Genomic DNA, 25,495 nt, shown 5'->3' with positions numbered 1-25,495 from the left:
TTCCCCAGGAACCCGATACTCGCCCACCCCGTGTAAGGACTCCGTTGCCAGCCTGCCCCAAGCCGGACCCGGATTCACCACTCCGGGCGGATCGAACCACTCCGATCCGCGAGATTCCCCCACCCAGACCAGTTATCTCTACCCAGGGAGGCGGTGTTACCCGGCGCAGTCGCCCGAGGGCCAGCCCTTCTCCCGCAAGAGGGCGAGGGTCTCGTCACCGAACGGGTTCACCCCGGGACCGACCGCGAGCGTGTGCGCGAGGTGGACGTGCAGGCACTTGACCCTGCCGGGCATGCCACCGGCGGTCACCTGGTGGCCGAGCGGGTCGATCGCGTCCCGCTCGGCCAGGTACAGCTCGTGCGTGCGCTGGTAGGCCGCCGCGAGGTCGGCGTCCGTGGCGAGCCGGTCGGTCATCTCCTTCATCAGCCCGGAGGCCTCCAGCGTGCCGACCATCGACGTCAGCCGCGGACAGGTCAGGTAGTACAGCGTCGGGAACGGGGTGCCGTTCTCCAGGCGCGGGCTGGTCTGCACGACCGACGGGTGCCCGCTCGGGCAGCGCGCGGCGACCGCCCGCAACGCACGGGGCGGCCTGCCGAGCTGCTCCGCGATGACCTCCCGGTCGGCGTCGGTGACGGCTTCGAACTGGTGCTTTTCCGCGCTGTTCACGCCTAGCAGGTTAGCCGGGGCGTCGTGGCGCGGTGACCGCCGGTGCGCCCGGTGCTGCCGACGCTGCCGATCGGCGGCACGGCCACCCTTCCGCGCACTGTCCACAACGGACACAACCGGGCGTACCCGGTTGAGCGGTTCGGCCTGCGGCACCGATGTCGCGAACGTCGCGTTCGGGACGCTCAACGTCCCCAACGGAGCGTTCGCGACATCCGCAGCCCCCTACCAAACACCCTAGGCGACGGGGACCGACATATTCGGGCCGCACCGGGGGCCCGCAATGCCGTCCGCGAGGGTCAGCCGCCGGTGACTTGCGACCAGAGTTTTTCGTACCAGGAGCCCTCGGGGACCGGCTGCTGACCGGTCGGGCGCGACTGGTCCGGCGCCTTGTCCTCGGGAAGCTGCACGATATAGGGCGTTTCGCCCGGTTTGACCATACGCAGCCTGCGCCGCGCCTCGGCCTCGATCTGCGCGGGGTCGCTCAGCTCGGACTTGCGTGCCTCGAGCTGAGCGACCTGCCGCTGCAGTTCGGTCTGCTGTTGCTGTTGTTCGGTGACCTCGGACTTCTGGCTGAGGTAGGTCCGCAGCGGCACGGCGATGGTGAACGCCAGCGCGCACACCACGATCGCCACCACCGCCGCCCGGCGGGTGGTGGACATGCCGAGCACCTTCGCCGCACCGGAGGCCCGCTTCGCCGCCAGACCCCGGCGCAGCCGGGTCCTGGTGTTCTCGGCCTCGCCGGTCCGGCGCCGGGAAGACTCGCGCCGGGCAGGCTCACGCCGGGCGGCCTCGGGCCGGCGGGCGCGAGCCGACCCGCTCCCGCCCGCGCGGCCGCCGCGACGGCTGCGTGCCCTCCCCCGGTCAGCCATCCGGGATCAGGACTCCGCGCTGAACCGGGGGAACGCCAGGTCGCCCGCGTACCGGGCGGCGTCGGCGAGGGTCTCCTCGATGCGCAGCAGCTGGTTGTACTTCGCGATCCGCTCGCCGCGGGCCGGGGCACCGGTCTTGATCTGCCCGACACCGGTCGCGACCGCGAGGTCCGCGATGAACGTGTCCTCGGTCTCACCGGACCGGTGACTCATCATCGACTTGTAGCCGTACGACGTCGCCAGTGACACCGCGTCGAGCGTCTCCGACAGCGTGCCGATCTGGTTGACCTTGACCAGCAGCGCGTTGGCGGCGCGGCGGGAGATACCCTCCTCCAGCCGGTCCGGGTTGGTGACGAACAGGTCGTCGCCGACGATCTGGACCTTGTCGCCGATCTGCGCGGTCAGTGTGACCCAGCCGTCCCAGTCGTCCTCGCTCAGCGGGTCCTCGAGGGACACCAGCGGGTAGTCCCGGACGAGCTGCGCGTAGTACTCGGACATCTGCTCAGCGCTCTTCTTCGCGCCTTCGAACGTGTACGCGCCGTCACCGAAGAACTCGGTCGCGGCGACGTCGAGCGCGAGCGCGACGTCGCGGCCCGGGGCGTACCCGGCCTTCTCGATGGCCTGCAGGATCAGGTCCAGCGCCTCGCGGTTGTTGGCCAGGTTCGGGGCGAAGCCACCCTCGTCGCCGAGCCCGGTCGCCAGGCCGCGGCCCTTCAGCACCGACTTGAGCGAGTGGTACACCTCGGCGCCCCAGCGCAGCGCCTCGCGGAAGGACTCCGCGCCGATCGGCGCGATCATGAACTCCTGGATGTCGACATTGCTGTCGGCGTGGGAGCCGCCGTTGAGGATGTTCAGCATCGGCACCGGCAGCACGTGCGCGTTCGGCCCGCCGAGGTAGCGGAACAGCTCCAGCTCCGAGGACTCCGCGGCGGCCTTGGCCACCGCGAGCGAGGCGCCGAGGATCGCGTTCGCGCCGAGCCGGGACTTCGCCGGGGTGCCATCGAGGTCGACCAGCTTCTGGTCGACGATCCGCTGGTCGACGGCGTCGGTGCCGACCAGGTCGGGGCCGATCTCGTCGAGCACGGCGGCTACGGCACGCTCCACGCCCTTGCCGTTGTAGCGGCCGGTGTCGCCGTCACGAAGCTCGACCGCCTCGTGTTCGCCGGTGGACGCGCCGGACGGGACAGCCGCCCGCGCCAGCGTGCCGTCGTCAAGGGCCACCTCCACCTCGACGGTCGGGTTGCCACGCGAGTCGAGAATCTCACGCGCGCCTACCTGCTCGATGAGAGCCACACCTGCTCCTCATGGGGTCGTGCCTGCGGTGACGCCGCCCAGAGTAGCCGTCCGCTCGGTTCACCCGTTGGAGGCACGGCCGGTCTGGTCCGGATCCGCCCGCACCTCACTCCAGCCGGGTGGCAGCTCGACGGTGTCGGACACCTGCTGCCAGAACGTCCAGCTGTTGCCGCCGATGTCCGCGACGGTGAACACCCGCGCGCCGTACGGCTGGTCCTGCGGCGGATCGATCTCCACCTCGTCGCCGAGGATGCCCTTGATCCGCTCGTACTGCGCGTCGACGTCGTCGACGTACAGGATGTTGAGCTGGCCGACGGGACCGTCGACACCCTTCGCCGTCCAGTACTCGTCGCCGACGCCCGCCAGCTGGATCCGGCACCCGCCCGCGTTCAACGTCGCCTGGAAGACCTCGCCGGTCGAATCGGCGAACCTGAGCTCCTCGGTGAACCCGAAAACCCTGGTCAGCCAGGCCAGCGCGGTGGTGGCGTCCGCGTAGTAGAGGTACGGCGCGAGGCCTAGATAGCCGTCACTCTGGTCGTCGCTCATGGCGAGACAGTCCATCACGCCCCGTCCGACGGTCGAGAAACACCCCGTCCACCGAGTATTGTGAGAGTGACTATGACGGACGCCGCTGCACTACCCGAGCCCTCCGGCGAGTCCAACTTTTATGCCTTCCGACAGGCCGAAACGCTCATCGGGCAACGCAGACCGCTCGACGCGCTGAAAGCGCTCGAACCACTGCTGGACGACGAACCGGACAAGCCGAGCGTCCAGCTGCTCGCCGGCCGCGCGTACTTCCACTCCGCACAGTTGCGCCGCGCCGAACGCGCTTTCACCCGGGTGCTGGAGCTCGACCCGACCGATCACTACGCACGGTTCGTGCTCGGCCGGACCCTGCAACGCCTCGGCCGATTGGCCGAGGCGCTCGCGCAGCTGCGCATGGCCTCGGCCATGAACCCGGTGCCGGAGTATCTCGAGGCGATCAGCGAGGTCAACGCCCGGATCGCGCTCGGCGGCTCCTGACCCTCGGCAGATCGGCGAGATGACCGGTCGGCCGGTGCGCACCGGCCGGTCGGCCGATCCGCGGGAGGGCACCCACCAGCGATTCTGGTTCCAGGCCGCCGAAGAGGCAGCCGAACCGGAGTCCTGGAGGAGGACATCATGACGATCTTCGCGACGATCGGCGCGTTCGCCGGCCTGTTCCTGCTGGTGCTCATGGCGGTGACGCCGACGCTGGTCGACCTCGCCCAGCGTTTCCCGGTGCGCCGCCGCCCTGCCGCCAAGCCCGCTGCCCGGCACGCGCACACCTCGCGCGGCACCGCGCACGCCGCCGCCTGACCGCGCGGAACCACCTGCCTTTCGAACCACCTCGAATTCCTATACCCCCCAACGAAAACGACCCGCCGTGCGCACTTGACGACGCCCAGTGGACTGGTCCATTCTGCGAAATCAGCCGAGGGACAGAGCGGGGGCCCCATGAATCTGGCGTCATCGGCGCGCAGGAAGATCGCGGCGTTCGGAGCGATCCTCGCCGTCGGCACCGTGTCCGCCTGTTCCGGCGGGGAGAACGCGGTACCCGGCGGGCAGCAGGCCGCGCAGGGCATCGTCGATCGCGCCCCGGTGGCCACCGAAGCGGAACTGGCCGCGAGCCCGACGGCGCAGGCCATCAAGAAACGCGGCGAACTGCTCGTCGGCAGCGTGCTGGACACCCCGCTGCTCTCCCAGCAGAATCCGGCCACCGGAGAGGCCGAGGGCTTCGACGCGTTGCTGAGCAAGATGCTCGCCAAGTACATCCTGGGCACCCCGAACCGCAAGATCGTCAACGGCACACCACAAACCCGTGAGGCGTTGCTGGGCAACGGAACCGTCGACACGATCTTCATGGCCTACGGCATCAGGCCCGAACGCGCCGCGAAGGTCGGATTCGCCGGACCGTACTTCACTTCCGGCACCGCGATCGCCACGATGAAGAGCACCAACGACATCACCAAGGCCGCCGACCTCAACGGCAGGAAGGTACTCGTGCTGTCCGGGTCGAGCGCGGTCGACGAACTCAAGACCGTCGCGCCCAACACCGCGAGTGTGCAGCAGTTCCCGAGCACCCAGGAAGCCGTGCAGGCGCTCGTCCAGGGCCGGGGCGACGCCTTCGCCAGCGACCTCGTCGCCCTCGCGGGCGCCGCGTACAGCGAAAACAGGATCAAGGTGGCCGACGCGCGGGTGTTCGTTCCGGAAGCCGAAGGCATCGGTGTCCGGCACGGTGACGACGCGTTCAAGAAGTTCGTCAACGGCTGGCTGAAGAAGATCGAGGACGCCAAACTCTGGCACGAGGCGTACAAGGAGACGTTCGGCAAGGCGCTGCCCGATGTCCCGGAGCCACCGAAGATCGGCGACATCCCCGGGCTCTGACAGATCCGACGGACCTGACGCACGCGGAGATGAGTCAGCTGATCGAGTCCCTCGGCGAGTTCGGCAAGGGCGTGCTGACCACCGTGGAACTGGCCGGCGCTTCCTTTCTCGGCGCCGTCGTGGTTGCCGTCGTCGTGGTCACCTGCCGGATCGTCCCGGTGCGGCCGTTACGCCTGTTCGGCACCGCGTACGTCGAAGTGTTCCAGAGCATCCCGTTGCTGCTCTGGCTCGCGCTGGTGTTCTTCGCGCTGCCGGAAACCGGCGTCGAGTTCGGCGCGTTCGCCAGCGTGGTGCTGGCTTCCTCGCTCTACCAAGGTTCCTACTACGCCGAGGCGATCCGCTCCGGGGTGAACGCGGTACCGAAGGGGCAGGCGGAAGCCGCTCGCGCGCTGGGCTTGGGCACCCGTCGGCTGCTCACGGAGATCGTTCTGCCCCAGGCGTTCCGCAGCACCATCCAGCCGCTGACCAACATCACCATCACGCTCGTGCTGGAGACCGCGCTCGCCGCGACGGTCGGCCTGCTCGACCTGACCGAGGCGGCGAACCGGATCAACTTCCGCACTGCGGAGCCGATTCTCGTCTACACCGGTGCCGGGCTCTGCTACGCGGTGCTGGCAGTGCTGGTCTCCACGATCGGCGGCAGGCTGGAACGCGGGATGGTGATCCACCGGTGAGCGACGCCCTCTTCGACGTCCCGGGGCCGAAAGCCCGGCGGCGGATCGGAATCGCCACCGTGGCGTCGATCCTGCTCGGCGTCACGGTGCTCGTGGTGGCGCTGCTGAAGTTCGCCGACCACGGCCAGCTCGCGTTCGGCCGATGGCGCCCGTTCGGCACCTGGCCGGTCCTCGGCTATCTGTTGCAAGGCTTCGGCGGTACGGCGCTCGCCGCGGCACTGTCCACTGTGCTCGCCGCGGCGTTCGGCCTGCTCCTCGCGTTCGCCAGGATCTCCGGGCCGCACCCGGTCGCGTTCCTCGCCAGGGCTTACACGGAAGTGATCCGGGTACTCCCCGGGCTGCTGCTGATCTACGTCGTGCTGTTCGCGCTGCCGCCGCTCGGACTGTCCATGAGTCCACTGTGGATGCTCGTCACCGCGATCACGGTGTACCGGGCGACGCAGTTCGGCGAGATCTTCCGCAGCGGCATCCTTTCCCTCGACCGCGGCCAGGGGGAGGCGGCGCTGGCGCTCGGGATGACCAGGACGGGCGCGCTGTGGCACGTCGTCTTCCCCCAGGCGCTGCGGCGCGTGACGCCGTCACTGGTGGGACAGCTCGCCGGGATCGTCAAGGACACCGCGTTCGGCTACCTCGTCAGTTACGCGGATCTGCTGTTCCACGGCAAGACGCTGGCCGGCTACAACCACCTGCTGATCCAGACCTATCTGGTGATCGCGCTGGTCTACTTCCTGGTCAACCACGGGCTTTCCCGGCTCGCGAGATGGCTCGAAGCACGGGAACGCCGCAGCGGCCGGGCCCCCTCCGACGACGCCGCCCGCGAACTCGCGGCGGCGCCCGGCCAGTGAGGTGCCTGCCGCAAGCGCCCCAATGCCACATTGGGGTTTTCTCGCTAAAGAGTTCTGGGGCCGTGCGTGTTGCCGGAGGTGTTGTAGGGCGCCTGGGGTGCGACAAGGGCGTCCCTGGGTGCGGTGGATGCACCCAGGGCGTCCCTCGGACTTCCCTGCGCACGAGCCGACTCCGTTCGCCCGATGTCGCGAACGCTCCGTTGCCGACGATGAACGTCCCGAACGGAGCGTTCACGACACACACCCCGGCCCCACCGCATGCCGTGAAGGCCTCCTTCACAGCGCTCAACGCCGCGAAGGACCCCTTCACCACACCACCCTGTCCCCGGGAAAGCACCTACCGAGAAAACCTCACTGTGGCGCATGGGCCAGGACTAAGGCTGGAGGCTGGCGCCCGCGTAGGCGTCGGCGCCACTGAAGACGTCCTGCCCGTACGTCACGGCCTGGTTGTAGAACAGCACCGCGTGCCACCACCCGGCGGGCGTCGCCAGGTCGTCCCCGGCCGAGCACAGATAACGCGCGGCGGTGAAGGCGGCGTCGTCGATGTTCTGCGGATCCGGCGCCGCGCCGTCGCCATTGGCCCGCTCGGCGTACTTCCGCCAGGTCACGGGCACGAACTGCATCGGGCCGACCGCGCGGTCCCAGGTCGTGTCGCCGTCGAGCTTGCCGCCGTCGGTGTCCCGCGCGGCCTGCACGCCCGGCGAACCGTCGAGGGCGGGGCCGATGATCGGTTTGGTGACGCGGCCGTCCGCACCGATCTCCGCGCCGCCGAACCGGCCGTGCCGCGATTCGACCCTGCCGATCCCGGCGAGGAACGTCCACGACAGATGACACGACGGCTTCTGCCGCGCCATCCACATTTCGGCTCGCCCGTAGGCCGCGAGCACCCGCGCCGACACCTGCGTCTTGTCCGCGACCCGCCCGGCCCAGGCGTCGAGCTCGGCCTGATCCGAGACCTCCGGACGGTCCGGCGGCGCCGCGAGACCCGCGCGCGGGACACCCTCCCCCGGCTTCGGGCGCTGCTCTTCGACGACGAACGCGGGCTTGGGCGGCGGTTCGACCGCCGGTTGCCGCATCCCGACGGTCACGAGCAGCACCACCGCCGTCGCCACCAGCGCGAGCACGAGGATCACCCGGCCGAGGGACCGGCGAGGCGGGGGAAGATGAGGTGGCGGGAGCGGCGGGGCGGCGATCGGCGGGGTCGGTTCGGCCACCCGTTCAGGTTACGTGCCCACCCGCGAGAGGGAACCGGAAAGCCACCTCCGGCAAGCAGACGGTAAAAATTCGGGGACCGGAACGTAGCTCACACATTTCGTTATCGAACCGCACCACAGCGTCCTGACCTGCGGTTACCCTAACCTAATCCGGATCTTCGGTCCTTTTTGCCCGGTTCACCACGTTAGGCAAGGCTTACCCTCTACTGGACTTACAGGTGAGCCTTACCTAAAACCGTCACGTCGAATGCAGGGACGCGAGGAGGCGGAGCGGTGTTGTTCTCGAGCGCACTGATCGGGTTGCGCGAAGGTCTGGAAGCCGCCCTCGTGGTCAGCATCCTCGTCGCGTTCCTGGTGAAAACGGACCGGCGGTCCGCGCTGCGGTGGGTGTGGCCCGGCGTCGGCGCGGCGGTACTGCTGAGCGTCGCGGTCGGCGCGATCCTCACCTACACCACCGCCCAGCTGAGTTTCGAGCACCAGGAACTGCTCGGTGGCAGCCTGTCCATCGTCGCCGTCGTGTTCGTCACCGCGATGATCTTCTGGATGCGCAAGGCGTCCCGCAGCATCGCCGCCGAACTGCGCGGGAAGATGGACGAAGCGCTCAAGGTCGGCCCGCTCGCCGTCCTCGTGCTGTCGTTCCTCGCCGTCGGGCGCGAGGGCCTGGAAACCGCGGTGTTCTTCTACTCCGCCGTGCAGACCGCGCAGTCGGACACCGCGCAGCCGCTGATCGGCTTCGCCGTCGGCATCGCCGCCGCGATCGTGCTGGCCTACCTGCTCTACCGCGGCGCGGTGCGCTTCGACCTTGGCAAGTTCTTCCTGATCACCGGCGTGCTTCTGGTGTTCGTCGCCGCCGGGGTCCTCGGCTACGGCCTGCACGATCTGCAGGAGGCCGGATTCCTGCCGGGCATCGGCACGCTCGCCTTCGACGCGTCGAACGCGCTGCCGGAGACGTCCTGGTACGGCGCGCTGCTCAAGGGGATCTTCAACTACTCGCAGCAGACGACCGTGCTGCAGGCCATCGCCTGGGTCGCCTACGTCGTCATCGTGCTGCCGCTGTTCCTCAGGCCGGTCAAGGCCGGCAAGAAAACCGCCCCGGCGTCCGCCGTGGCCACCGCTAAGGAGTGACCGTGCGCAACACCCGTCGATTCCCGCTGGCCGTCCTCGGTGCCGGCGCCCTGGTGGCGCTCACCGCCTGCGGCGGCAAGGAGGACACCGCGGGCGCCGCCGCAGGCCCGATCAAGGTGGAAGCCACCGATACCGCGTGCACGGTGTCGGTCAACAAAGCCAACGCCGGGAACCTGACCTTCGAGGTCACCAACAAGGGCACCAAGGTCACCGAGTTCTACCTCTACGCCGAGGGCGACCGGATCATGGGCGAGGTGGAGAACATCGCGCCGGGGCTCAACCGCAAGCTGATCGTCGAGGTCGCCGACGCGGGCAAGTACCAGGCCACCTGCAAGCCGGGTATGGCGGGCAACGGGATCCGCAGCGAGTTCACCGTCACCGGCGGCGCCCCGAAACAGAACGACGCGAACGCGCTCAAGGCGCAGGCGACCAAGAGCTACGCCGAGTACGTCGCGAACAACGCCACCGCGCTGGAGGACGGCACGACCAAGTTCGTCAACGCGGTCAAGGCGGGCAAGGCCGACGAGGCCAAGGCCGCCTACGCGTCGACCCGCGTCTTCTACGAACGGATCGAGCCGGTCGCCGAGAAGTTCGGCGACCTCGACCCGGCGATCGACGCCCGCGAGGCCGACGTCGAGGAGGGCAAGCAGTTCACCGGGTTCCACCGGCTGGAAAAGGATCTGTGGAAGACCGGGCTGCAGGCCGACAGCGGCCAGATCGCGGACAAGCTGCTCACCGACGTCAAGGACCTGATCGGCAAGGCGAAGGGCCTGCAGCTGAGCGCGCTCGACCTCGCCAACGGCGCGAAGGAACTGCTTGACGAGGTCGCGACGAAGAAGATCTCCGGCGAGGAGGAGACCTTCTCGCACACCGATCTCTGGGACTTCCAGGCCAATGTGGACGGATCGAAGGCTGCGATCAACGCGCTGCGCCCGATCCTGCAGCAGAAGGACGCCACCTTGCTGGCCACTTTGGACAAGGAGTTCGGGAACGTGCAGCGGCAGCTCGACGAGCAGCGCAGCGGGGACGGGTTCAAGACCTACACCGATCTGGCCCCGGAGAAGGTCAAGCAGTTCGCCTCGGCGGTGGACGCGCTGGGCGAGCCGCTGAGCAAGGTCGCGGAGGTAGTGTCGCGGTGACGTCACCAACGGGGAGCGAAGACGGCGCCCGCGTCTCCCGCCGCAAGCTGTTCGGCCTGGCGGGAGCGGGAGCCGCCCTGGCGGGAGCCGGGGTGGCGACGGGGATCGGCATCGACAGGCTGGGCGGCGAAAGTTCCGCACAGGCCGCGGTCAACACCGTGGACTTCCACGGCGCGCATCAGGCGGGCATCACCACGCCCACCCAGCAGAACCTGCACTTCGCCGCGCTCGACGTGACCACAAAGGACCGTGAGAAGCTGGTCAAGCTGCTGCGCACGTGGACCGACGCCGCGCGCCGGATGACCGCGGGCCAGGAGGTCGTCGCGAACGGGGCCATCGGCGGCAACGCCGAGGCCCCGCCGGGGGACACCGGCGAGGCGCTCGACCTGCCCGCGTCGTCCCTCACGCTGACCATCGGCTTCGGCCCGTCGCTGTTCGACGACCGGTTCGGGCTCGCATCGAAACGCCCGGAGCAGCTGATCGATCTTCCGTTGTTCCCGAAGGACAAGCTCGACCCGAAACGCAGCGGCGGCGATCTGTGCGTCCAGGCGTGCGCGAACGACCCGCAGGTCGCCGTGCACGCCGTGCGCAACCTCGTCCGGCTCGGCTTCGGCGTCACGGAGGTCCGCTGGTCGCAGCTCGGCTTCGGCCGCAGCTCGTCGACGTCGCGGACGCAGACCACCCCGCGGAACCTCTTCGGTTTCAAGGACGGCACGAACAACATCAAGGCCGAGGACACCGACGTGCTGCGCGATCAGGTGTGGGCCGAAGCCGCGGACGGCCAGGCGTGGATGGCGGGCGGCACCTATCTGGTGGCGCGCCGGATCCGGATGCACATCGAGACCTGGGACCGCGAACGCCTGACCGGCCAGGAGGAGATCATCGGCCGCAAGAAGAGCGACGGCGCGGCGCTCGGGCAGGCCGCCGAGTTCGACCCGGTCGACCTGCACGTCGGCGGCAAGGACGGACAGCCGATGATCCCCGAGGACTCGCACATCCGGCTCGCCTCGCACGAGACGTTGAACGGCGCGCGGATCCTGCGCCGCGGCTACAACTTCGTCGACGGCTCGGACGGCGTCGGGCATCTGGAGGCCGGGCTGTTCTTCCTGGCGTTCAACCGGGACAGCCGCAAGCAGTTCGTCCCGATGCAGCAGGCTTTGTCCACAAAGGACGCGATGATGGAGTACATCCAGCACACCGGCTCGGCGCACTTCGCCGTCCCGCCCGGCGTGTCGGACAAGGGCTACTGGGGTGAGGGACTGTTCGGCTGACGATCACCGCGGGTTAACTTAACTCAAAGTCACGATTTCGCCTCCACGCTTCTTACCACGTAACGATCTTCACCCTTTTGCCCACCTCCTGGATACCTAACGTCACCAGGAGAGGGGCTGCCATGACCCGTCTGCTCCCCATCGCCGGCGCACTGATCGTCACGACGAGTGTTCTCGTTGCTACTCCGATGATCGGTGCGGCGCAGGCCGTCCCCGCCGCCACCACCCTCACGTTCAGTTCCCACGAGGACGACGACCTGTTGTTCATGAGCCCGGACATCACGTCGGACGTCCAGGCGGGCTACGCGGTCTGGATCGTCTACCTCACCGCCGGCGAGACCCCGCCCGGCGACCTCGCCTACGCCGACAAACGCATCCAAGGTGAGCGCGCCGCCTACGCCCGGGCAGCGCACCGGGCCAACCAGTGGACCTACGAGCCGATGTCCTTCGGCGGCCACGACCTGGCGACGAACCGCTTGAACGGCACCAATGTCCACCTCGTCTTCACCTTCGTGCACGCCGCGGACGGCGGGCACGGCGATCCCTGCGGCGACCTGTTCCGGATGCTGCACCTCCCGGCCTATGTCGCCCAGCCGATCGACGGCCGCGCTCCGTACACAAAGGACTCGTTCGTCGGGATGCTCGGCTCGATCATCGACACCATCCGGCCCGACTACATCCGGACCCACAACAGCCTCGGTCATCGCGATCCGGCACCGAACACCGATCACGTGGACCACATCTCCGGGGCGATCCTGTCCGCCGACGCCGACGCGGACGCCGCGGGCAGCACGAAGATCCGCCGCGACGAGTACCTCGGGTACATCATCAGGACACTGCCGGACAACGTGTTCGGCTACTGGCGTGACGAGAAAACCGCCGTGTGGAAGGCCTATCAGCCCTTGGACACGCAAACCTTCTCGACGTCGTGGAGCGTCGCGATGGGCAGGCAGTACCGCCCGGAAGGCCGCATCTTCTTCCCCGGCGCCCGGTGGGTCCCGCCCGACGACTTCACCTCGTGCTGACCCGGGCTTGACTTCAAGAGAACTTGAAGTTGGACGCTGAGGACATGTTCACCGAAGCCGAAATCGAGTACCTGTCCACCCAGCCGCTCGGCCGGATCGCGACCGCGCAGCCGAACGGGACACTGCAGGTCAGCCCGGTCGCCTTCACCTGGAATCCGGAGGCGAAGGCCATCGACGTCACCGGGTACAACCTGACCAGGAGCAGGAAGTACCGCAACGTCGCGGCCAACGGCCAGGTGGCGTTCGTCGTCGACGACCGGCCGTCGCTGGAGCCGATGCGGATCCGCTGCCTCGAGATCCGGGGCCGCGGCGAGGCGATCCCCGGCGTGTTCGCCCCGGACGGCCACCTCGACGGCGCGGTGATCCGCATCCATCCCGAACGGATCATCAGCATGGGCATCGAAGACGGCGACCACGACCCCCTCGACCTCGTCCCGAACAACCGCGACGTCTAGGCGCGGGCCGCCCAGCGCCCCTCGCGGCGGGTGATCCGGACCGGGTGATCGAAGCATTTGCTCACCTGATCGGTGGTCAGCACGTCGTCGACCTCGCCCGACGCCAGGCAACGACCTTCGCGCAGCAGCAACGCGTGCGTGGTGGTCGCGGGCAGTTCTTCGAGGTGGTGGGTGACCAGCACCGTCGCCAGCGACGGGTGTTCGCCGCGCAGCCGGTCGATGGCGGTCAGCAACTGTTCGCGGGCCGCGAGATCGAGGCCGGTCGCGGGTTCGTCGAGCAGCAGGAGCCGCGGTTCGGGCATGAGCGCGCGGGCGATCAGGGCCCGGCCGCGCTCGCCCTGGGACAGGACCGGCCACGCGGCCGTACTACGCCGGTCCAGGCCGAGCAGGCCGATGAGCTCGTCCGCGTGCGCGGCCTGCTCGGCCGTGGGTGCCCAGCGCGGGACGAGTTCGGTGGTGTTGGTCAGCCCGGTGAGCACGACTTCCCTTACGCTCAACGGCGTTCGCAGCGGATGCCGCGGGTTGACGTGCCCGAGGTACGAGCGCAGCTCCCGCATGTCGACCCGGCCGAGCCGCCGCCCCAGCACCTCGACGACGCCCCGCGTCGGATGCGCGACGGCCCCGGCGAGGCCCAGCAGCGTGCTCTTGCCCGCCCCGTTCGCCCCGAGCAGCGCCCAGTGCTCCCCCTGCCGGACGGTCAGCGAAACGCTGTCGAGCAGGTAGGTCCCGTCGCGGACGAAATCGATGTCGTCGATCCGCAGCACGGCGGTCATCGATCATCTCCTTGTTTCGAGCGGAGAAAGTCCATAATGGTGTCCACATTGGACACCGTGGCGGCGATCGCGGCTTCGGGGTCCCCGTTTTCGAGCGCGGTCAGCAGCTCGGCGTGGGAGCACGACTGATCCGGCAGGCCCGCCTCGTGGGCGACCATGTCGACCAGTGCCTCGCGCAGCTGGGGCCGGACGGAGTCGAAAAGGCCCAGCAGCACAGCGTTTCCGGACAGCTCGACGACGCCGCGATGAAAGTCGAGGTCGGCGTCGACGAACGCGGCCGGGCTGTCCTCGAGGTGCGCCTGCCGCTTGTCCAGCCGCGCCGCCAGCCCGGCGACGTCCTCGCGCCGGATGCGTTTCGCCGCGAGGCGCGCGGCTTCGACCTCCAGCGCGCGACGGACCTCGTGCAGCTCCAGCAGTTCCGCGCGGCGCAGCATCCGGCCGACGTCGACGGGAATCTCCCGGACGGCGAAGGTGCCCGAACCGTGCCGCACGTCGACCCAGCCGTCGCGTGCGAGCAGCCGGATCGCCTCCCGCACCGACGAGCGGCCGACGCCGAGTTCCGCCGCGAGCTGGACCTCGTTCGGCAGCCGCCCGCCCGCGCCCCAGCGCTTCTCGCGAAGCATCTCGCGCAGCAGGCGTTCGACCTGGGGCACCACCGGCCCGTGCCGCAGTCCCGTCATCTCGCCTCCCGTGTCGGGGCGAGCCTAACAGAATTCCTCAGACGTCTGAGGTGAGTACGCTCACCTGGCGATACCCGGAACCAGCGCGTCCAGCGCATCGCCGTGGCAGGTGAGCAGCGCCTGCCGCAGAGCCAGGATCCGCGTCTGCTGCTCCGGCTCGGGCAACGCTCGCAGAGCGCGCCAAGCCGCCTCCGCGATCGGCGCCGCCCGCTGATCGGAGTACGAGCCCGCATGGAAAGGCTTCAGGTCCCCGACGAACCACGCGGCGGCGACGACGCGCGCGGCGAACTCCCGCGGCTCGTCGCGCTGCACCGAAAAGCACGACGAAACTCCTGCCCCGCCGACCAGGACGCGAGGAAGATCGGCCGGGGCCGTGTGCTGACCCACGTAGCTCTGGAGGTCGACGAAAACCGTGGCGGGATCGCGCGGCATCACGTCGCGGAACGACGCGGGAGCCGACGATTCCACGACCTTGGTCGGGGCGCCCGGCAGTTTCGCCAGCAGCCGCAAGGTTTCCCGGCCAGGGCCCACCAGTCCGGCGAGCCTGTCCTCGTGCACTCGCGTCACGCAGACGGGCCCGTCGCACACCAGCTCGGCGGCAGCACGATCGAAGACCAGGTCGTCCGCCGGCGAAGCCGGGAACAGCGGGATCGCGATCAGCGCGCCGAGCGCCATCGGAGCGAGTGCGAACACCTTGACCCGGACCGATTTCACCACCAAGAGGAGAAAACCGGTGACGGCGAGACCGAGGAACCACAGTGTCTGTCCAATGTCGACCGAGGTGGCCGTGGTCGCGAAGACGGTCTGCGGGTCCGCGAACGCCGGCGCCAGCAACGAGACCTGGTTGGGCAGGAAGCCCTCGCCGAAAGTGCTGTTCAAGAAGGACAGGTACAGCGCCGCCTCGACCACGAATGTCACGACCGCGAGGACCGGCGCGATGATCGGGGAAGGCAGTGCGCGCCCGGCGCCGAGCCCGATACAAGCCACGGCGACGACCGCCAGCCCACCGATCAGGAACGCCGGGAGCCAGGCGAACGAGAAGTATCCGCCGCGGGCGACGACCTGCGCCGCACCGATGCCGAAGATCACCGCGTAGGCGAGAAAGGAGAGACCGGCGAGGAGTCCCGCCAGCTTCGCCGCGCGGTGCCAGGCAGGACGCGGTGTCGTGCCGAGGAGTTCCACGGTGCCGGACCGGCTGTCGCGCATGCCCTGCAGCGCTCCGGCGCCGATGACGATCGGCAGCAGGTACATCAGCAGCATGCGGGTCCACAACGCGGACGACACCCACTCCTGCCCAAAGGCCGCGGGCAACCTCAGGATCGGCCCGCGGATCGCGTACACGGTGAAGATCGCGACCGCGAGAAGCAGGAGCGCCGTCCACGGCGCGATCGTGCGGCGCAGCTCGATACGCAGGATACGCGCGTTCACCAGTTCCCTCGTTTCCGGTCGCCGCCGAGGATCGCGGAGTAGCCGCGCTCGATCGGGCTGTCGCCAATGTCGTCGGAGCTGCCCGCAGCGGCGAGATCGTCCGGTGTGCCTTGGAAAACGCGGTTGCCTTCGGCGAAGAGAACGACGTCGGTGCAGGCGGCCGCGACGTCCTCGACGAGGTGAGTCGAGACGACGACGCAGGCGTCCTGGCCGATCTCCTGGAGGAGTTCGCGGAACCGGACGCGCTGCATCGGGTCCAGGCCCGCGGTCGGCTCGTCGAGCAGCAGGATGTCCGGGTCGTTGACGATCGCCTGCGCGATGCCCGCGCGGCGCACCATGCCTCCGGAAAGCGTTTTCATCCGGTCGTCGGCGCGGTCGGTGAGGCCGACGCGGTCGATCGCGCGCTGTACCGCGGCCGGGATGTCCTTTTTGGACATCTCCTTGAGCCAGGCGAGGTATTCGACGAACTCGCGCACGGTGAAACGCTTGTAGAAACCGAAGTCCTGGGGCAGGTAGCCGATCCGGCGACGGAGGCCGCGTTGATCGATGCGTCCCCCGATCGACTCACCGAGCAACACGAGCCTGCCGCCCGCCGGCCGGAGCACCGTGGCCAGTGCCCTGATCAGCGTGGTCTTCCCGGCCCCGTTCGGGCCGAGAAGGCCGTGTACTCCCACGCCCAGCGCGAGATCCAAGCCGTCGACGGCGAGCTTGCGCCTGCCGACCCTGACCTGGAGTCCTTCCGCGTGGATCTCCTGCGCGTAAGTCGCCGGAGCGACTTCCGCGGCACTCACCGGACGCATCACATCTTCCCCTCTTCTCATGCCTGCCGCGCGCTGAGCCGCGTGAAAGCACTACGCCGCAGCACGATGACGATCGCCGTGACGACCAGGGCGGTGGCCCACAATGGCAGCCACTCCTTGCTGAACAGGAACGTTTCGCGCTGGGAGGTCACGGTCGGCACGATCACGATGGCGGCCCAGACCCCGATCAGCGCGTACGCCGCCCTGGCCATGCCGATGACGCCGCCGAGCGCGAGCGTGCCGGTGGTGAAGGCGAGACTGGGCAGCAGGGTCATCGCGATGCTGCCGCCGGTCGCCCACTGGGCGAGCAGGAGCAGCGGGACCACCACGGCCAGTACCGCGGCCGTCCGCCTGAACACGAGATAGAGCCCTGCCCTCGGGGTCGCCGCGGTCAACTCGTATGCCGGGTCGACGCCGCGGGTCCACGCGGCCGCGACTCCCAGTACCGGCAGGATCGGCGCGAAGAGCCGCACGAACGAGATGCCGTCCTCGCCCCGCCACAACCGGTCCATGGCCACGGCCGCGACGACGACCAGCAGGGCCATCAGCAGCCACGGCAGCATCACCGGGGTCACCCAGGTGCTGAGCCAGGCAGCTCTCCGGCGCGGTGCCGGGGTCGTCCGCGCGAGTTCCGGCTCCAGCAGGGACCAGACGCTCTCGAGCGCCGTGAGCGTGCCGGGGGTGTCGACCTCGGCGAGCCTGCCTCGGCAGTCCGCGCAGGTTTCGAGGTGGGATTCCAGTGCCCAGACGGCGTCACCGGCGAGTTCCTCGCCGCGCACGTATCTGGTGATCAGCGCGGCCGAAGCGTGTTCGGCGTTCATGACATGGCCTCCCGCATGGCGATCCGCGCCCTGCGTGCACGGGTTTTGACTGTTCCTTCCGGCAATCCGAGCAGGATCGACGTCTCACGGACGGTCAGGCCGTCCAAGACCATCGCCTGCAGTACGGCGCGAAGTTCGGGGGCGAGGCGGCGCAGTGCGTCACCGACGTCGTCGCCCACCGTGGTGGCCAGCGCCTCGTCCTCGGCCGCGGGCGCCAGTTCCACGGCCAGCATCGTAGGCGGCGGCTGGGCGTGGTGCGCCCGGCGGCGGAAGGCGTCGACGAGGCGGCGCGCGGCGATGGTCCACACCCAGCCGACGGCGCTGCCCCCGGTCACGCTGCCGGCGAACGAGCCGGCGGCCCGCCACACCGCGAGGTAGGTCTCCTGCAGTACGTCGGCGACGACCTGCTCGTCGGAGCAGCGGCGGCGCAGACGCACGATGAGCCACGGCGACGTGCGGCGGTAGAACTCCTCGAACGCCGCTCGGTCGCCTTTGGCTGTGAGCCGGATGAGCTTCTCCTCGTCCAACTCGCCTAGTGCACGCTTCACACCAGGCAAGACGCCGGAATCCGGCGACAGGTTCTCACTCGATGGTGTTCTGTGTCACATACTTTCGCCGTTACGTAGGCTGCGCCCATGACCACTTCCGATCTCGTGCCGGCGTTCGCCCCCACCGGCACCTTGCGCGCGTCGATCAACCTCGGCAACCCGATCCTGGCGGGCCGGGACGCGGTGAGCGGTGAGCCGGCGGGCGTGTCCGTCGACCTCGCCCGCGAGTTCGCGTCGCGGCTCGGCGTGGACGTCGAACTCGTGGTGTTCGAGAAGGCCGCCGCGTCGGTCGAGGCGGTGCGCGGCGAACAGGCCGACATCGGCTTCTTCGCCATCGACCCGGCGCGGAGCGAAGGCCTGCTGTTCACCGCGCCGTACGTGCTCATCGAAGGCGCGTACCTGGTGCCGGAATCGTCGCCCCTGCCCGGCAACGCGCAGGTCGACGCTGCCGGGCAGCGCATCTCGGTCGGCTCCGGCAGTGCGTACGACCTGTTCCTCACGCGGGAGATCCGGCAGGCGGAGATCGTCCGGCTCGAGGGCGCGGCGGGCGCCGTCGCGGCGTTGCGTTCAGGCTCGGTATCGGTGGCGGCGGGGATCCGGCAGGTGCTGGAGCGAGAGGCGTCGCGGTCGCCGGGGGTCCGGGTCCTGCCGGGGCGGTTCATGGTGATCCAGCAGGCGATGGGTCTTCCCGCCGGGCGTGGCGGCGAGGCGCGGGCCGCGTTGGCGGCGTTCGTGGAGGAGATGAAGGCGAGCGGCTTCGTCGCGGACGCGTTGAAGCGCCACTCCGTCGAGGGCGCGATCGTCGCTCCCGCCTCCGCCGAGTGATCTCGCCGGGGCTGTTCGGGGTCGCGTCGTGCCGTCAAGGCCACCTTACGGGCGTCTGACGCCCGTAAGGTGGCCTTGACGACGCTTTTGTCCTGTGTGGACAGTGCTGGGGGGCGGTAGCGAAGGTCCCTTGCTCGCGGGCCCGGGTGCGTTCCGGCTGCCCGGGGTTTGACCCGGGCGACGCACCCAACGCACCAAGGGCGTCCCTCGGCGCACCCAACGCACCGTGGGCGTCCCTCGGTGCGCCTCCATACCCGAGCGGCCCCCGTTTTGTCGGACCCCGCGCGTAGGCTGTTTGGTAGGGGCGCTCAGAGTGTCCTGAATCTTCCGTTCATTCCTTCAGCACCCCGGCCCGGCGCTCAGGCGGAGGGCCAGAACTTGCGCCAGCCGTCGGCTTCCAGGGTCGTCGGTTCGAGTCCGACGGCGCGGGCGGCTTGTTCGGCGGCGCGGACGTTCCTGGCGAACTGTTTGGCCAGGCCACGCAGTTCCCCCTCGGGGTCGATCCCGGCGCGGCGGGCGGTGGCGGCGGCGCGGAAGAGCTGCGCGGCGACGTCGGTGCCCTGCGGGAAGAGGTCGAGCGGGATACCCGCCCGCCCGGTCCGCTGGCCGAGCTTCCCCGCGAGCGCGGCGGCGGGCTGGCCGAGGGCGACGCCGTCCACAATGGACTCACGGCGCTTCTCGACCTGTTTCAGCTCTTCCCATTTGACTTCCTGGTGTTCGGCAGTCTCGATCCGCGTCGCGTCGGCGAACACGTGCGGATGACGGCCGACCAGTTTTTCGACCAGCCCGCGTGCGACGTCGTCGATGTCGAACGGGTCTTCCCCGTGCTCGGCGGCGACACGCGAGTGGAACAGCACCTGGAGCAGCACGTCGCCGAGTTCCTCGCGTAGCGCCGTCCGGTCGCCTTCCTCGATCGCGTCGAGCAGTTCGTAGGTTTCCTCGACCAGGTACTGCACCAGCGACTCGTGGGTCTGCACCGCGTCCCACGGGCAGCCGCCCGGCGACCGCAGGCGATCCATCACCTCGACGGCCTCGACCAGCGGCGGCACCGGCGTCTCGACCACCCGGGCCCCGGCGGCGAGCAACGACGCCGCAGCGGGCTCGGACCGGGACGCGGCGATCAGGACGATGCCTTGCGTGCCGGGCGCCTCGGCGACCGAGGGCACGCCGAAGGTCGCGGGGTCGACGTCTGAAGCCGCGTACACGGGTTGGGAACGCAGAAGCGGGAGTGCGGCCGCCGGAAGCGTCGCCCCTCGGGCGACCACGACGACGGACGTTGTCACTGTTGTTTGGCCCGAGCGGCACTGTTCGGAAGCAGCACTACGCCCTGGGTGGCGGCTTCGGTCGGCGCGAGGTCCATTGCGACAACATCCCACACGCCGTAACGCGGGTTGACGCGCAGGTCCTCCAGGCTCAGGTACGGCTCCAGCATCCGCCGCCCGAGCGCGACGAGCTGCGCGGCGTTGGGCTCACTGGACTGGTCGACCGCCACCGGCTTGTTGTCGGATCGTTCACGCACGAGGACGACAACCCAGCTGGTGGGATCCTTGGGGGAGTCCTGGAAGGCGGCGACGCCACCGACCGGCAGCCCGAAGTACACCTTGGACGCGGCCGCCGGGGTCTGAACGGCGGCGAAGGTCCGGGTCCCGACCGAGGCGTTGGGGTTCTTCTGCTCCCTCTTGATCATCTCGGACGCCGCGCGCGGGTCGGCGGCGAACTGCTTCGCCGTGCTGATCGCCTGAGCACGCACGGCGGCGGGGTCGGGCGCGGCGGCGGAATCGGGCACGGGCAGGGCGAAGTCCAGGGTCACCGCGAGCTTCGGCAGGTACTTCGCTCCGAGCTGCCGCAGCAGGAGCTGGTCGGTGAGTGCCTCGCGGTGGTCGCGGGCGCTGTTCACGACCAGCGACACGGCGGTCGCCGGGCTCTGCTGCGCCAGCTCGACCGGCACTGGCCGGCTGAGCTGGTCGTCCTGCAGATCCTTGGCGAGCTGAGTCTCGTCGACGGTCAGGCCCTCCTGTTTGGCGGCCTTTCCGATCAGCTCGTGCACCACGAGCTGGCGGACAACCTCGCGCCCGACGAGATCGAGCTTGTGCTGCCGCGCGAGCTGCTGGGCGTACGGCTGTTCCCGGACAGCCTTGTCGATCAGGCTCTGTACCTGGTCCACCGAGGCCGACCGGTCACCGATGATCACCGCCGCGCCGACCTGGCTGGGCCCGGCGCCGCATCCGGAGAGCAGCAGCGCGCCGGCAAGGACAGCGATCAGCCCGCGAGGGCGCCCCATGATCCGCATCACACGCACACCCTCTCATACGACACCGGCGACGAGAACCGTGTCGTGCATCCAGGTACGCGTGTCGTGCCCTTCCGTTACGTCCGGACCGTCCCGGAAAAGGGACTCGCCCCGCCGGGCCCAGTGCGCCGGGGGCTCGCCAGGCGAGCCGCGCGGCAGCCGAGCCTCCTTCGACCTTTTGGCCGATGGGCGGCCGTCTTCATCGGCGTAGCCTCGGCTCCATGGACCACTGGCTCACCATCGAGGTGCTCGACGGGGCGTTTCCCGCGAGTTCCTGGCGCCGGTCCTTTGGCGACAACCTCACGGAAGCCGCGATCACGAACGGCGCCGAACACTGGACGTGGCACCAGTACCGCTGGGGCGTAATCCTCGAAATCGAATTCGCCACCGACGCACGACGCGACCGTTTCCGGAGTCTTCCGGCGGTGACGGCCGCGCTCGATGCCGTCCCGGACCCCGAACACGGGCTGCTCATCTACCCCGGCCGCGGTGGCGGTTCGGGCTCGCGGGTTCCGCGCGGGCCGCGTCCGATGCCGATGGCGGGCGCGGGTGCGCTGCCCGTACCGCAGGAGGAGCGGTACACCCGCTTGGCCGAATCGGAACCGCCGCTCACCCAAGGCGTGACGCTCAGCCCCTGATCGGCTTCGGATCCCACACCACTCCGCCGAATCCGTGAAGGAGGCCTTCACCGCACCTTTGCCGGGAAATCAGGCCGGTGCCGGGGTTTTCGTCAGGTGGGTCAGCAGTTTCGCGCACCAGTCGAGCAACGCGTCGTCGCGGAGCATCGGCGCGCCGATGCGCCCGCCCGCCGGGCCTTCGGTCGGCTTCGGCACCGAGACCGTATTCGTGACGGCCTTGTACACCGCCTTCGGATAAAGGCGTTTCAGCCGCACCAATTGCGAATCCAGTAATGGCAACGGAGCGAACCGGATGGTGTTGCCCTGCACGGCCACCTCCGTCACGCCCGCGGCGCGGCAGGTGTGCCGGAACGCGGCGACCGAGAGCAGCCGCTGCACCGGGGCAGGCGGCTGGCCGTAGCGGTCGATCAGTTCCTCGCGGACCGCGTCGAGGCCCGCGGTGTCCGGCGCCGCGGCGATCTTCCGGTACGCCTCCAGCCGGAGCCGTTCGCCCGGCACGTAGTCGTGCGGGATGTGGGCGTCGACCGGGAGGTCGACGCGGACCTCGGCCAGCTCCTCGTCTTCGGTCGGCTCCGCGCCCGCGTGCTTGCGGAAGGCGTCGACCGCTTCGCCGACGAGACGCACGTACAGATCGAAGCCGACGCCCGCGATGTGCCCGGACTGCTCGGCACCGAGGATGTTGCCCGCGCCACGGATTTCCAGGTCCTTCATCGCGACGGCCATCCCCGCGCCCAGTTCGGTGTTCTGCGCGATCGTGGCGAGCCTGTCGTGCGCCGTCTCGGTGAGCGGCGCCTCCGGCGGGTACAGGAAGTACGCGTAGCCGCGCTCGCGACCACGGCCGACCCGGCCGCGCAGCTGGTGCAGCTGGGCGAGGCCGAGCAGGTCGCCGCGTTCGACGAGCAGCGTGTTCGCGTTGGAGATGTCGAGGCCGGTTTCGACGATCGTGGTGCACACGAGGACGTCGTACTCGTTCTCCCAGAATCCCTGGATGATCTTTTCGAGCTTTTCCTCGTTCATCTGGCCGTGCGCGGTGACGACGCGAGCCTCCGGCACCAGCTCGCGGATGCGCCGCGCGGCCTTCTCGATCGAGGAAACCCTGTTGTGAACGTAGAAAACCTGGCCGTCGCGCAGCAGCTCGCGGCGGATCGCGGCGCCGACCTGCTTGTCGTCGTACGCGCCGACGTAGGTCAGGATCGGGTGCCTGTCCTCGGGCGGGGTGAGGATCGTGGACATCTCGCGGATGCCGGCGAGCGACATCTCCAGCGTGCGCGGGATCGGCGTCGCGGACATGGTCAGCACGTCGACGTGGGTACGCAGCGCCTTGATGTGTTCCTTGTGCTCGACGCCGAACCGCTGCTCCTCGTCGACGATCACGAGGCCGAGGTCCTTGTAGCGGATCCCGGTCTGCAGCAGGCGGTGTGTGCCGATGACGATGTCGACCTCACCCGCCGCGAGCTGTTCGAGGATCGCGTCGGACTCGGCCTTGTTCGTGAACCGGGAGAGCCCCTTGATGGTGACCGGGAACGAGCGCATCCGCTCCTGGAAGGTACTGAGGTGCTGCTGGGCGAGCAGCGTCGTCGGCACGAGGACGGCGACCTGTTTGCCGTCCTGCACCGCCTTGAACGCGGCGCGCACGGCGATCTCCGTCTTGCCGTAGCCGACGTCGCCGCAGATGACGCGGTCCATCGGGACGCCGCGTTCCATGTCCCCCTTGACCTCGTCGATCGCGGCGAGCTGATCCGTCGTCTCGGTGAACGGGAAGGCGTCCTCCAGCTCGGACTGCCACGGCGTGTCCTGGGCGAACGCGTGGCCGGGCGCGGCCTGGCGGGCGGCGTAGAGCTGGACCAGCTCGGCGGCGATCTCCTTGACCGCCTTCTTGGCCTTGGCCTTGGTGTTCTTCCAGTCGGAGCCGCCGAGCTTGTTGAGCGTGGGCAGCTCGCCGCCGACGTACCGGGAGACCTCGTCGAGCTGGTCGGTGGGGACGAAGAGCCTGTCGCCGGGATGGCCGCGCTTGGACGAGGCGTACTCCAGCAGCAGATACTCGCGGGTCGCCCCCGCGACGGTGCGCTGCACCATCTCGACGAAGCGGCCGATGCCGTGCTGGTCGTGCACCACGTAGTCGCCCGCCTTGAGGGCGAGCGGGTCGACCGCGTTGCGCCGCCGGGACGGCATCTTGGTGTTGAGGTCCTTTGTGGACTGTCCGGCGGTGGCGCCGCGGCCGGTGAGATCCGCCTCGGTCAGCACGACCAGTGCGCGTTCCGGGGAGACGAAGCCCTCCGCGAGGCCGCCGCAGGTGACCGTGACGATGCCCGCCGCGGGCACTTCGGCGAGCCCCTCGCCCGCCAGCGTGGCGGGGACGTCGGCGGCGGAAAGCTGCTCGACGGCGCGCGCGGCGGTGCCCTGCCCGGCGACGACCAGCACGGCCGTGCCGCCGGCGGCGACGTGGGCGCGCAGATCCGTCATCGCGCGCTCCAGCTCGCCGCGGTAGGCGGGCGCCGGCTCGACCGTGACGCGGTAGACGTCCGGGTCTTCGCTCGTCAGCTGGGTGAGTGTCCACCAGGGGCGCTTGGTCTCCTGGGCATGCTTGGCGATCTCGGCGAGGTCGCGGTACGCGGAGGCGCCGAGGTCGATCGGGGCCTGGCCACCCGCGGCCGCCGTCGTCCAGGAGGCCTCCAGGAACTCCTGGCCGGTGCGTACGAGATCCGCGGCGCGGGCGCGGATCTTCTCCGGATCCGCCAGCAGGACGTGGGTGCCGACGGGCATCGCGTCGGTGAGCAGCTCCAGCTCGCCCTCGCAGAGGACCGGGATGAGCGCCTCCATGCCCTCGACCGGGATGCCGTCGGAGAGCTTGGTGAGCATCTCGGCGAGATGCGCGTCGGCCTCGTACGTCTTCGCGAGTTCGGCGGCCTTCGCCTTGACCGGGCCGGTGAGCAGCAGCTCGCGGCACGGCGGCGCGCTGACGCGGGGGATCTCGCCGGGCAGGGAGCGCTGGTCGGAGACCGCGAACGCGCGGATCTCGCTGACCTCGTCGCCCCAGAACTCGATGCGGACGGGATGCTGCGCGGTCGGACCGAAGAGGTCGAGAATGCCGCCGCGAACGGCGAACTCGCCGCGCTTCTCGACCATGTCGACGCGCGTGTAGGCCAGCTCGACCAGCCTGTCGAGCAGGCCCTCGAAGTCGTGTTCCTCGCCAACGGTGAGGTCGATCGGCATGAGCGCGCCGAGGCCGGGCGCCATCGGCTGGATGAGGCTACGCACCGTCGCGACGACGACACGGAGCTGCTCGTCCTCGGTGGCGAGGCGGTGCAGCACCTCGAGGCGGCGGCCGACGGTGTCCGCGCGCGGGGACAGCCGCTCGTGCGGCAGCGTCTCCCATGAGGGGAAATCGGCCACGGCATCGGCGCCGAGCAGCGCGCCGAGGGCAGCCGTCAGCTCGTCTGCCTCGCGGCCGGTGGCGGTCACCGCGAGGACGGGGCGGCCGGCCTTTCCGCCGTCTCCGGTGGCCAGCGCGGCCGCGACGAGCTGGCGTGCCGCTGTCGGGCCCTGTAGCTCGAGCAGCGGAGCGCCGGCGCGCTCGACCACCCCGCGCAGGGCCGGGTCGGGAAGGATGGTGTGGAGGAGTCCGGACAGTGGAGCGTCGGTCACTGTTCCAGCCTACGTGCCGCCACCGACAAGGCGGCGATCACCGCCGTCTCCCGCCCTGCCGGACA

General features: G+C 69.5%; 26 protein-coding genes. 12 read left to right on the top strand and 14 right to left on the bottom strand.

The window, feature by feature from the left end:
* Positions 1-156 precede the first annotated feature (156 nt).
* The 4 genes from ACFW0G_RS09720 to ACFW0G_RS09705 all read right to left on the bottom strand — a co-directional run bounded on the left by ACFW0G_RS09720 (position 157) and on the right by ACFW0G_RS09705 (position 3,374).
* Entirely contained in the window at positions 157-666 is a 510-nt protein-coding gene (locus tag ACFW0G_RS09720) for a DUF501 domain-containing protein (RefSeq protein ID WP_378324494.1), read from the bottom strand.
* A 296-nt stretch (positions 667-962) separates the two neighbouring features.
* A complete protein-coding gene (locus ACFW0G_RS09715; RefSeq protein ID WP_378324520.1) occupies positions 963-1,325 on the bottom strand; it encodes a septum formation initiator family protein in 363 nt (120 codons plus the stop codon).
* Between the two features lie 216 nt (positions 1,326-1,541).
* A complete protein-coding gene (gene eno / locus ACFW0G_RS09710; RefSeq protein ID WP_378324493.1) occupies positions 1,542-2,828 on the bottom strand; it encodes a phosphopyruvate hydratase in 1,287 nt (428 codons plus the stop codon).
* A gap of 60 nt (positions 2,829-2,888) precedes the next feature.
* Entirely contained in the window at positions 2,889-3,374 is a 486-nt protein-coding gene (locus tag ACFW0G_RS09705; RefSeq protein ID WP_378324492.1) for a VOC family protein, read from the bottom strand.
* A 72-nt stretch (positions 3,375-3,446) separates the two neighbouring features.
* Between ACFW0G_RS09705 and ACFW0G_RS09700 the strand changes: the two genes are divergently transcribed.
* The 5 genes from ACFW0G_RS09700 (at position 3,447) to ACFW0G_RS09680 (ending at position 6,753) form a co-directional block, all read left to right on the top strand.
* A complete protein-coding gene (locus ACFW0G_RS09700; protein WP_345398972.1) occupies positions 3,447-3,851 on the top strand; it encodes a tetratricopeptide repeat protein in 405 nt (134 codons plus the stop codon).
* Positions 3,852-3,989: 138 nt separating this feature from the next.
* Positions 3,990-4,166: a hypothetical protein gene (locus ACFW0G_RS09695; protein ID WP_378324490.1), complete on the top strand. Its 177-nt coding sequence runs from the start codon at positions 3,990-3,992 to the stop codon at positions 4,164-4,166.
* 138 nt (positions 4,167-4,304) lie between these two features.
* The gene (locus tag ACFW0G_RS09690) at positions 4,305-5,234 is read left to right on the top strand and encodes a transporter substrate-binding domain-containing protein (RefSeq protein WP_378324489.1); all 930 of its coding nucleotides are present in this window, start codon (positions 4,305-4,307) and stop codon (positions 5,232-5,234) included.
* Between the two features lie 29 nt (positions 5,235-5,263).
* Entirely contained in the window at positions 5,264-5,908 is a 645-nt protein-coding gene (locus tag ACFW0G_RS09685) for an amino acid ABC transporter permease (RefSeq protein ID WP_378324488.1), read from the top strand.
* Positions 5,905-6,753: an amino acid ABC transporter permease gene (locus tag ACFW0G_RS09680; RefSeq protein WP_378324487.1), complete on the top strand. Its 849-nt coding sequence runs from the start codon at positions 5,905-5,907 to the stop codon at positions 6,751-6,753. Before ACFW0G_RS09685 ends, ACFW0G_RS09680 begins: the two co-directional genes overlap by 4 nt.
* A 374-nt stretch (positions 6,754-7,127) precedes the next feature.
* Here ACFW0G_RS09680 and ACFW0G_RS09675 read toward each other — a convergent pair whose 3' ends face one another.
* Positions 7,128-7,865 (bottom strand): lytic murein transglycosylase, encoded by a 738-nt coding sequence (locus ACFW0G_RS09675; RefSeq protein ID WP_378324519.1) that lies wholly within the window; start codon positions 7,863-7,865, stop codon positions 7,128-7,130.
* Positions 7,866-8,240: 375 nt separating this feature from the next.
* Between ACFW0G_RS09675 and efeU the strand changes: the two genes are divergently transcribed.
* The 5 genes from efeU (at position 8,241) to ACFW0G_RS09650 (ending at position 12,982) form a co-directional block, all read left to right on the top strand.
* Positions 8,241-9,092, top strand: a complete 852-nt coding sequence (efeU, locus tag ACFW0G_RS09670) for an iron uptake transporter permease EfeU (RefSeq protein ID WP_378324485.1) — start codon at positions 8,241-8,243, stop codon at positions 9,090-9,092.
* The gene (gene efeO / locus ACFW0G_RS09665; protein ID WP_378324484.1) at positions 9,089-10,231 is read left to right on the top strand and encodes an iron uptake system protein EfeO; all 1,143 of its coding nucleotides are present in this window, start codon (positions 9,089-9,091) and stop codon (positions 10,229-10,231) included. Before efeU ends, efeO begins: the two co-directional genes overlap by 4 nt.
* Positions 10,228-11,502, top strand: a complete 1,275-nt coding sequence (gene efeB, locus ACFW0G_RS09660) for an iron uptake transporter deferrochelatase/peroxidase subunit (protein WP_378324483.1) — start codon at positions 10,228-10,230, stop codon at positions 11,500-11,502. The genes efeO and efeB overlap by 4 nt, the downstream gene beginning before the upstream one ends.
* 122 nt (positions 11,503-11,624) lie before the next feature.
* A complete protein-coding gene (locus ACFW0G_RS09655) occupies positions 11,625-12,527 on the top strand; it encodes a PIG-L family deacetylase (protein ID WP_378324482.1) in 903 nt (300 codons plus the stop codon).
* Between the two features lie 44 nt (positions 12,528-12,571).
* On the top strand, positions 12,572-12,982 hold the full coding sequence (locus ACFW0G_RS09650; protein WP_378324481.1) for a PPOX class F420-dependent oxidoreductase: 411 nt from the start codon (positions 12,572-12,574) through the stop codon (positions 12,980-12,982).
* On the opposite strand, the gene ACFW0G_RS09645 is transcribed toward ACFW0G_RS09650, so the two are convergent.
* Genes ACFW0G_RS09645 through ACFW0G_RS09620 form a run of 6 tightly spaced genes read right to left on the bottom strand, consistent with a single transcriptional unit; the run spans position 12,979 to position 18,032 of the window.
* Complete coding sequence (locus ACFW0G_RS09645; protein WP_378324480.1) at positions 12,979-13,755, bottom strand: ABC transporter ATP-binding protein; 777 nt, start codon at positions 13,753-13,755, stop codon at positions 12,979-12,981. The two genes, ACFW0G_RS09650 and ACFW0G_RS09645, sit on opposite strands and share 4 nt — an antisense overlap.
* A complete protein-coding gene (locus ACFW0G_RS09640; RefSeq protein ID WP_378324478.1) occupies positions 13,752-14,435 on the bottom strand; it encodes a FadR/GntR family transcriptional regulator in 684 nt (227 codons plus the stop codon). Before ACFW0G_RS09640 ends, ACFW0G_RS09645 begins: the two co-directional genes overlap by 4 nt.
* Positions 14,436-14,495: 60 nt before the next feature.
* Complete coding sequence (locus tag ACFW0G_RS09635) at positions 14,496-15,863, bottom strand: hypothetical protein (protein ID WP_378324477.1); 1,368 nt, start codon at positions 15,861-15,863, stop codon at positions 14,496-14,498.
* The gene (locus tag ACFW0G_RS09630) at positions 15,860-16,663 is read right to left on the bottom strand and encodes an ABC transporter ATP-binding protein (RefSeq protein ID WP_378324475.1); all 804 of its coding nucleotides are present in this window, start codon (positions 16,661-16,663) and stop codon (positions 15,860-15,862) included. The genes ACFW0G_RS09635 and ACFW0G_RS09630 overlap by 4 nt, the downstream gene beginning before the upstream one ends.
* Before the next feature lie 17 nt (positions 16,664-16,680).
* Positions 16,681-17,484, bottom strand: a complete 804-nt coding sequence (locus ACFW0G_RS09625) for a zf-HC2 domain-containing protein (RefSeq protein ID WP_378324474.1) — start codon at positions 17,482-17,484, stop codon at positions 16,681-16,683.
* Entirely contained in the window at positions 17,481-18,032 is a 552-nt protein-coding gene (locus ACFW0G_RS09620; protein ID WP_378324473.1) for an RNA polymerase sigma factor, read from the bottom strand. Before ACFW0G_RS09620 ends, ACFW0G_RS09625 begins: the two co-directional genes overlap by 4 nt.
* A gap of 87 nt (positions 18,033-18,119) precedes the next feature.
* Between ACFW0G_RS09620 and ACFW0G_RS09615 the strand changes: the two genes are divergently transcribed.
* Positions 18,120-18,857 (top strand): transporter substrate-binding domain-containing protein, encoded by a 738-nt coding sequence (locus tag ACFW0G_RS09615; RefSeq protein ID WP_378324471.1) that lies wholly within the window; start codon positions 18,120-18,122, stop codon positions 18,855-18,857.
* 359 nt (positions 18,858-19,216) lie between these two features.
* Here ACFW0G_RS09615 and ACFW0G_RS09610 read toward each other — a convergent pair whose 3' ends face one another.
* Together ACFW0G_RS09610 and ACFW0G_RS09605 are read right to left on the bottom strand one after the other, a co-directional pair.
* The gene (locus ACFW0G_RS09610) at positions 19,217-20,140 is read right to left on the bottom strand and encodes a MazG family protein (protein WP_378324470.1); all 924 of its coding nucleotides are present in this window, start codon (positions 20,138-20,140) and stop codon (positions 19,217-19,219) included.
* Entirely contained in the window at positions 20,137-21,147 is a 1,011-nt protein-coding gene (locus tag ACFW0G_RS09605; protein WP_378324468.1) for a hypothetical protein, read from the bottom strand. Before ACFW0G_RS09605 ends, ACFW0G_RS09610 begins: the two co-directional genes overlap by 4 nt.
* Before the next feature lie 221 nt (positions 21,148-21,368).
* On the opposite strand from ACFW0G_RS09605, the gene ACFW0G_RS09600 reads away from it, so the two are divergent.
* Positions 21,369-21,785 carry a hypothetical protein gene (locus tag ACFW0G_RS09600; RefSeq protein ID WP_378324467.1) on the top strand — a complete coding sequence of 139 codons (417 nt, stop codon included), beginning with the start codon at positions 21,369-21,371 and terminating at the stop codon, positions 21,783-21,785.
* A 69-nt stretch (positions 21,786-21,854) separates the two neighbouring features.
* Here ACFW0G_RS09600 and mfd read toward each other — a convergent pair whose 3' ends face one another.
* Entirely contained in the window at positions 21,855-25,415 is a 3,561-nt protein-coding gene (mfd, locus tag ACFW0G_RS09595; protein WP_378324518.1) for a transcription-repair coupling factor, read from the bottom strand.
* Between the last annotated feature and the right edge of the window lie 80 nt (positions 25,416-25,495).

It is taken from the genome of Amycolatopsis sp. NPDC058986 (assembly GCF_042741125.1).
In the GTDB taxonomy this organism is placed as follows: Bacteria; Actinomycetota; Actinomycetes; order Mycobacteriales; family Pseudonocardiaceae; genus Amycolatopsis.
This window is presented reverse-complemented; position numbering and strand designations above follow the sequence as displayed.

Excerpts from the sequence above, each read along its gene's own strand:
- ACFW0G_RS09650 (WP_378324481.1), top strand. The coding sequence starts at position 12,572 with ATGTTCACCGAAGCCGAAATCGAGTACCTGTCCACCCAGCCGCTCGGC.
- ACFW0G_RS09605 (WP_378324468.1), bottom strand. The coding sequence starts at position 21,147 with ATGCGGATCATGGGGCGCCCTCGCGGGCTGATCGCTGTCCTTGCCGGC.
- ACFW0G_RS09645 (WP_378324480.1), bottom strand. The coding sequence starts at position 13,755 with ATGACCGCCGTGCTGCGGATCGACGACATCGATTTCGTCCGCGACGGG.
- ACFW0G_RS09705 (WP_378324492.1), bottom strand. The coding sequence starts at position 3,374 with ATGAGCGACGACCAGAGTGACGGCTATCTAGGCCTCGCGCCGTACCTC.
- ACFW0G_RS09690 (WP_378324489.1), top strand. The coding sequence starts at position 4,305 with ATGAATCTGGCGTCATCGGCGCGCAGGAAGATCGCGGCGTTCGGAGCG.
- ACFW0G_RS09625 (WP_378324474.1), bottom strand. The coding sequence starts at position 17,484 with ATGAACGCCGAACACGCTTCGGCCGCGCTGATCACCAGATACGTGCGC.
- ACFW0G_RS09715 (WP_378324520.1), bottom strand. The coding sequence starts at position 1,325 with ATGTCCACCACCCGCCGGGCGGCGGTGGTGGCGATCGTGGTGTGCGCG.
- ACFW0G_RS09655 (WP_378324482.1), top strand. The coding sequence starts at position 11,625 with ATGACCCGTCTGCTCCCCATCGCCGGCGCACTGATCGTCACGACGAGT.
- ACFW0G_RS09640 (WP_378324478.1), bottom strand. The coding sequence starts at position 14,435 with ATGACGGGACTGCGGCACGGGCCGGTGGTGCCCCAGGTCGAACGCCTG.
- ACFW0G_RS09615 (WP_378324471.1), top strand. The coding sequence starts at position 18,120 with ATGACCACTTCCGATCTCGTGCCGGCGTTCGCCCCCACCGGCACCTTG.
- ACFW0G_RS09695 (WP_378324490.1), top strand. The coding sequence starts at position 3,990 with ATGACGATCTTCGCGACGATCGGCGCGTTCGCCGGCCTGTTCCTGCTG.
- ACFW0G_RS09600 (WP_378324467.1), top strand. The coding sequence starts at position 21,369 with ATGGACCACTGGCTCACCATCGAGGTGCTCGACGGGGCGTTTCCCGCG.
- ACFW0G_RS09630 (WP_378324475.1), bottom strand. The coding sequence starts at position 16,663 with ATGCGTCCGGTGAGTGCCGCGGAAGTCGCTCCGGCGACTTACGCGCAG.
- ACFW0G_RS09700 (WP_345398972.1), top strand. The coding sequence starts at position 3,447 with ATGACGGACGCCGCTGCACTACCCGAGCCCTCCGGCGAGTCCAACTTT.
- ACFW0G_RS09685 (WP_378324488.1), top strand. The coding sequence starts at position 5,264 with ATGAGTCAGCTGATCGAGTCCCTCGGCGAGTTCGGCAAGGGCGTGCTG.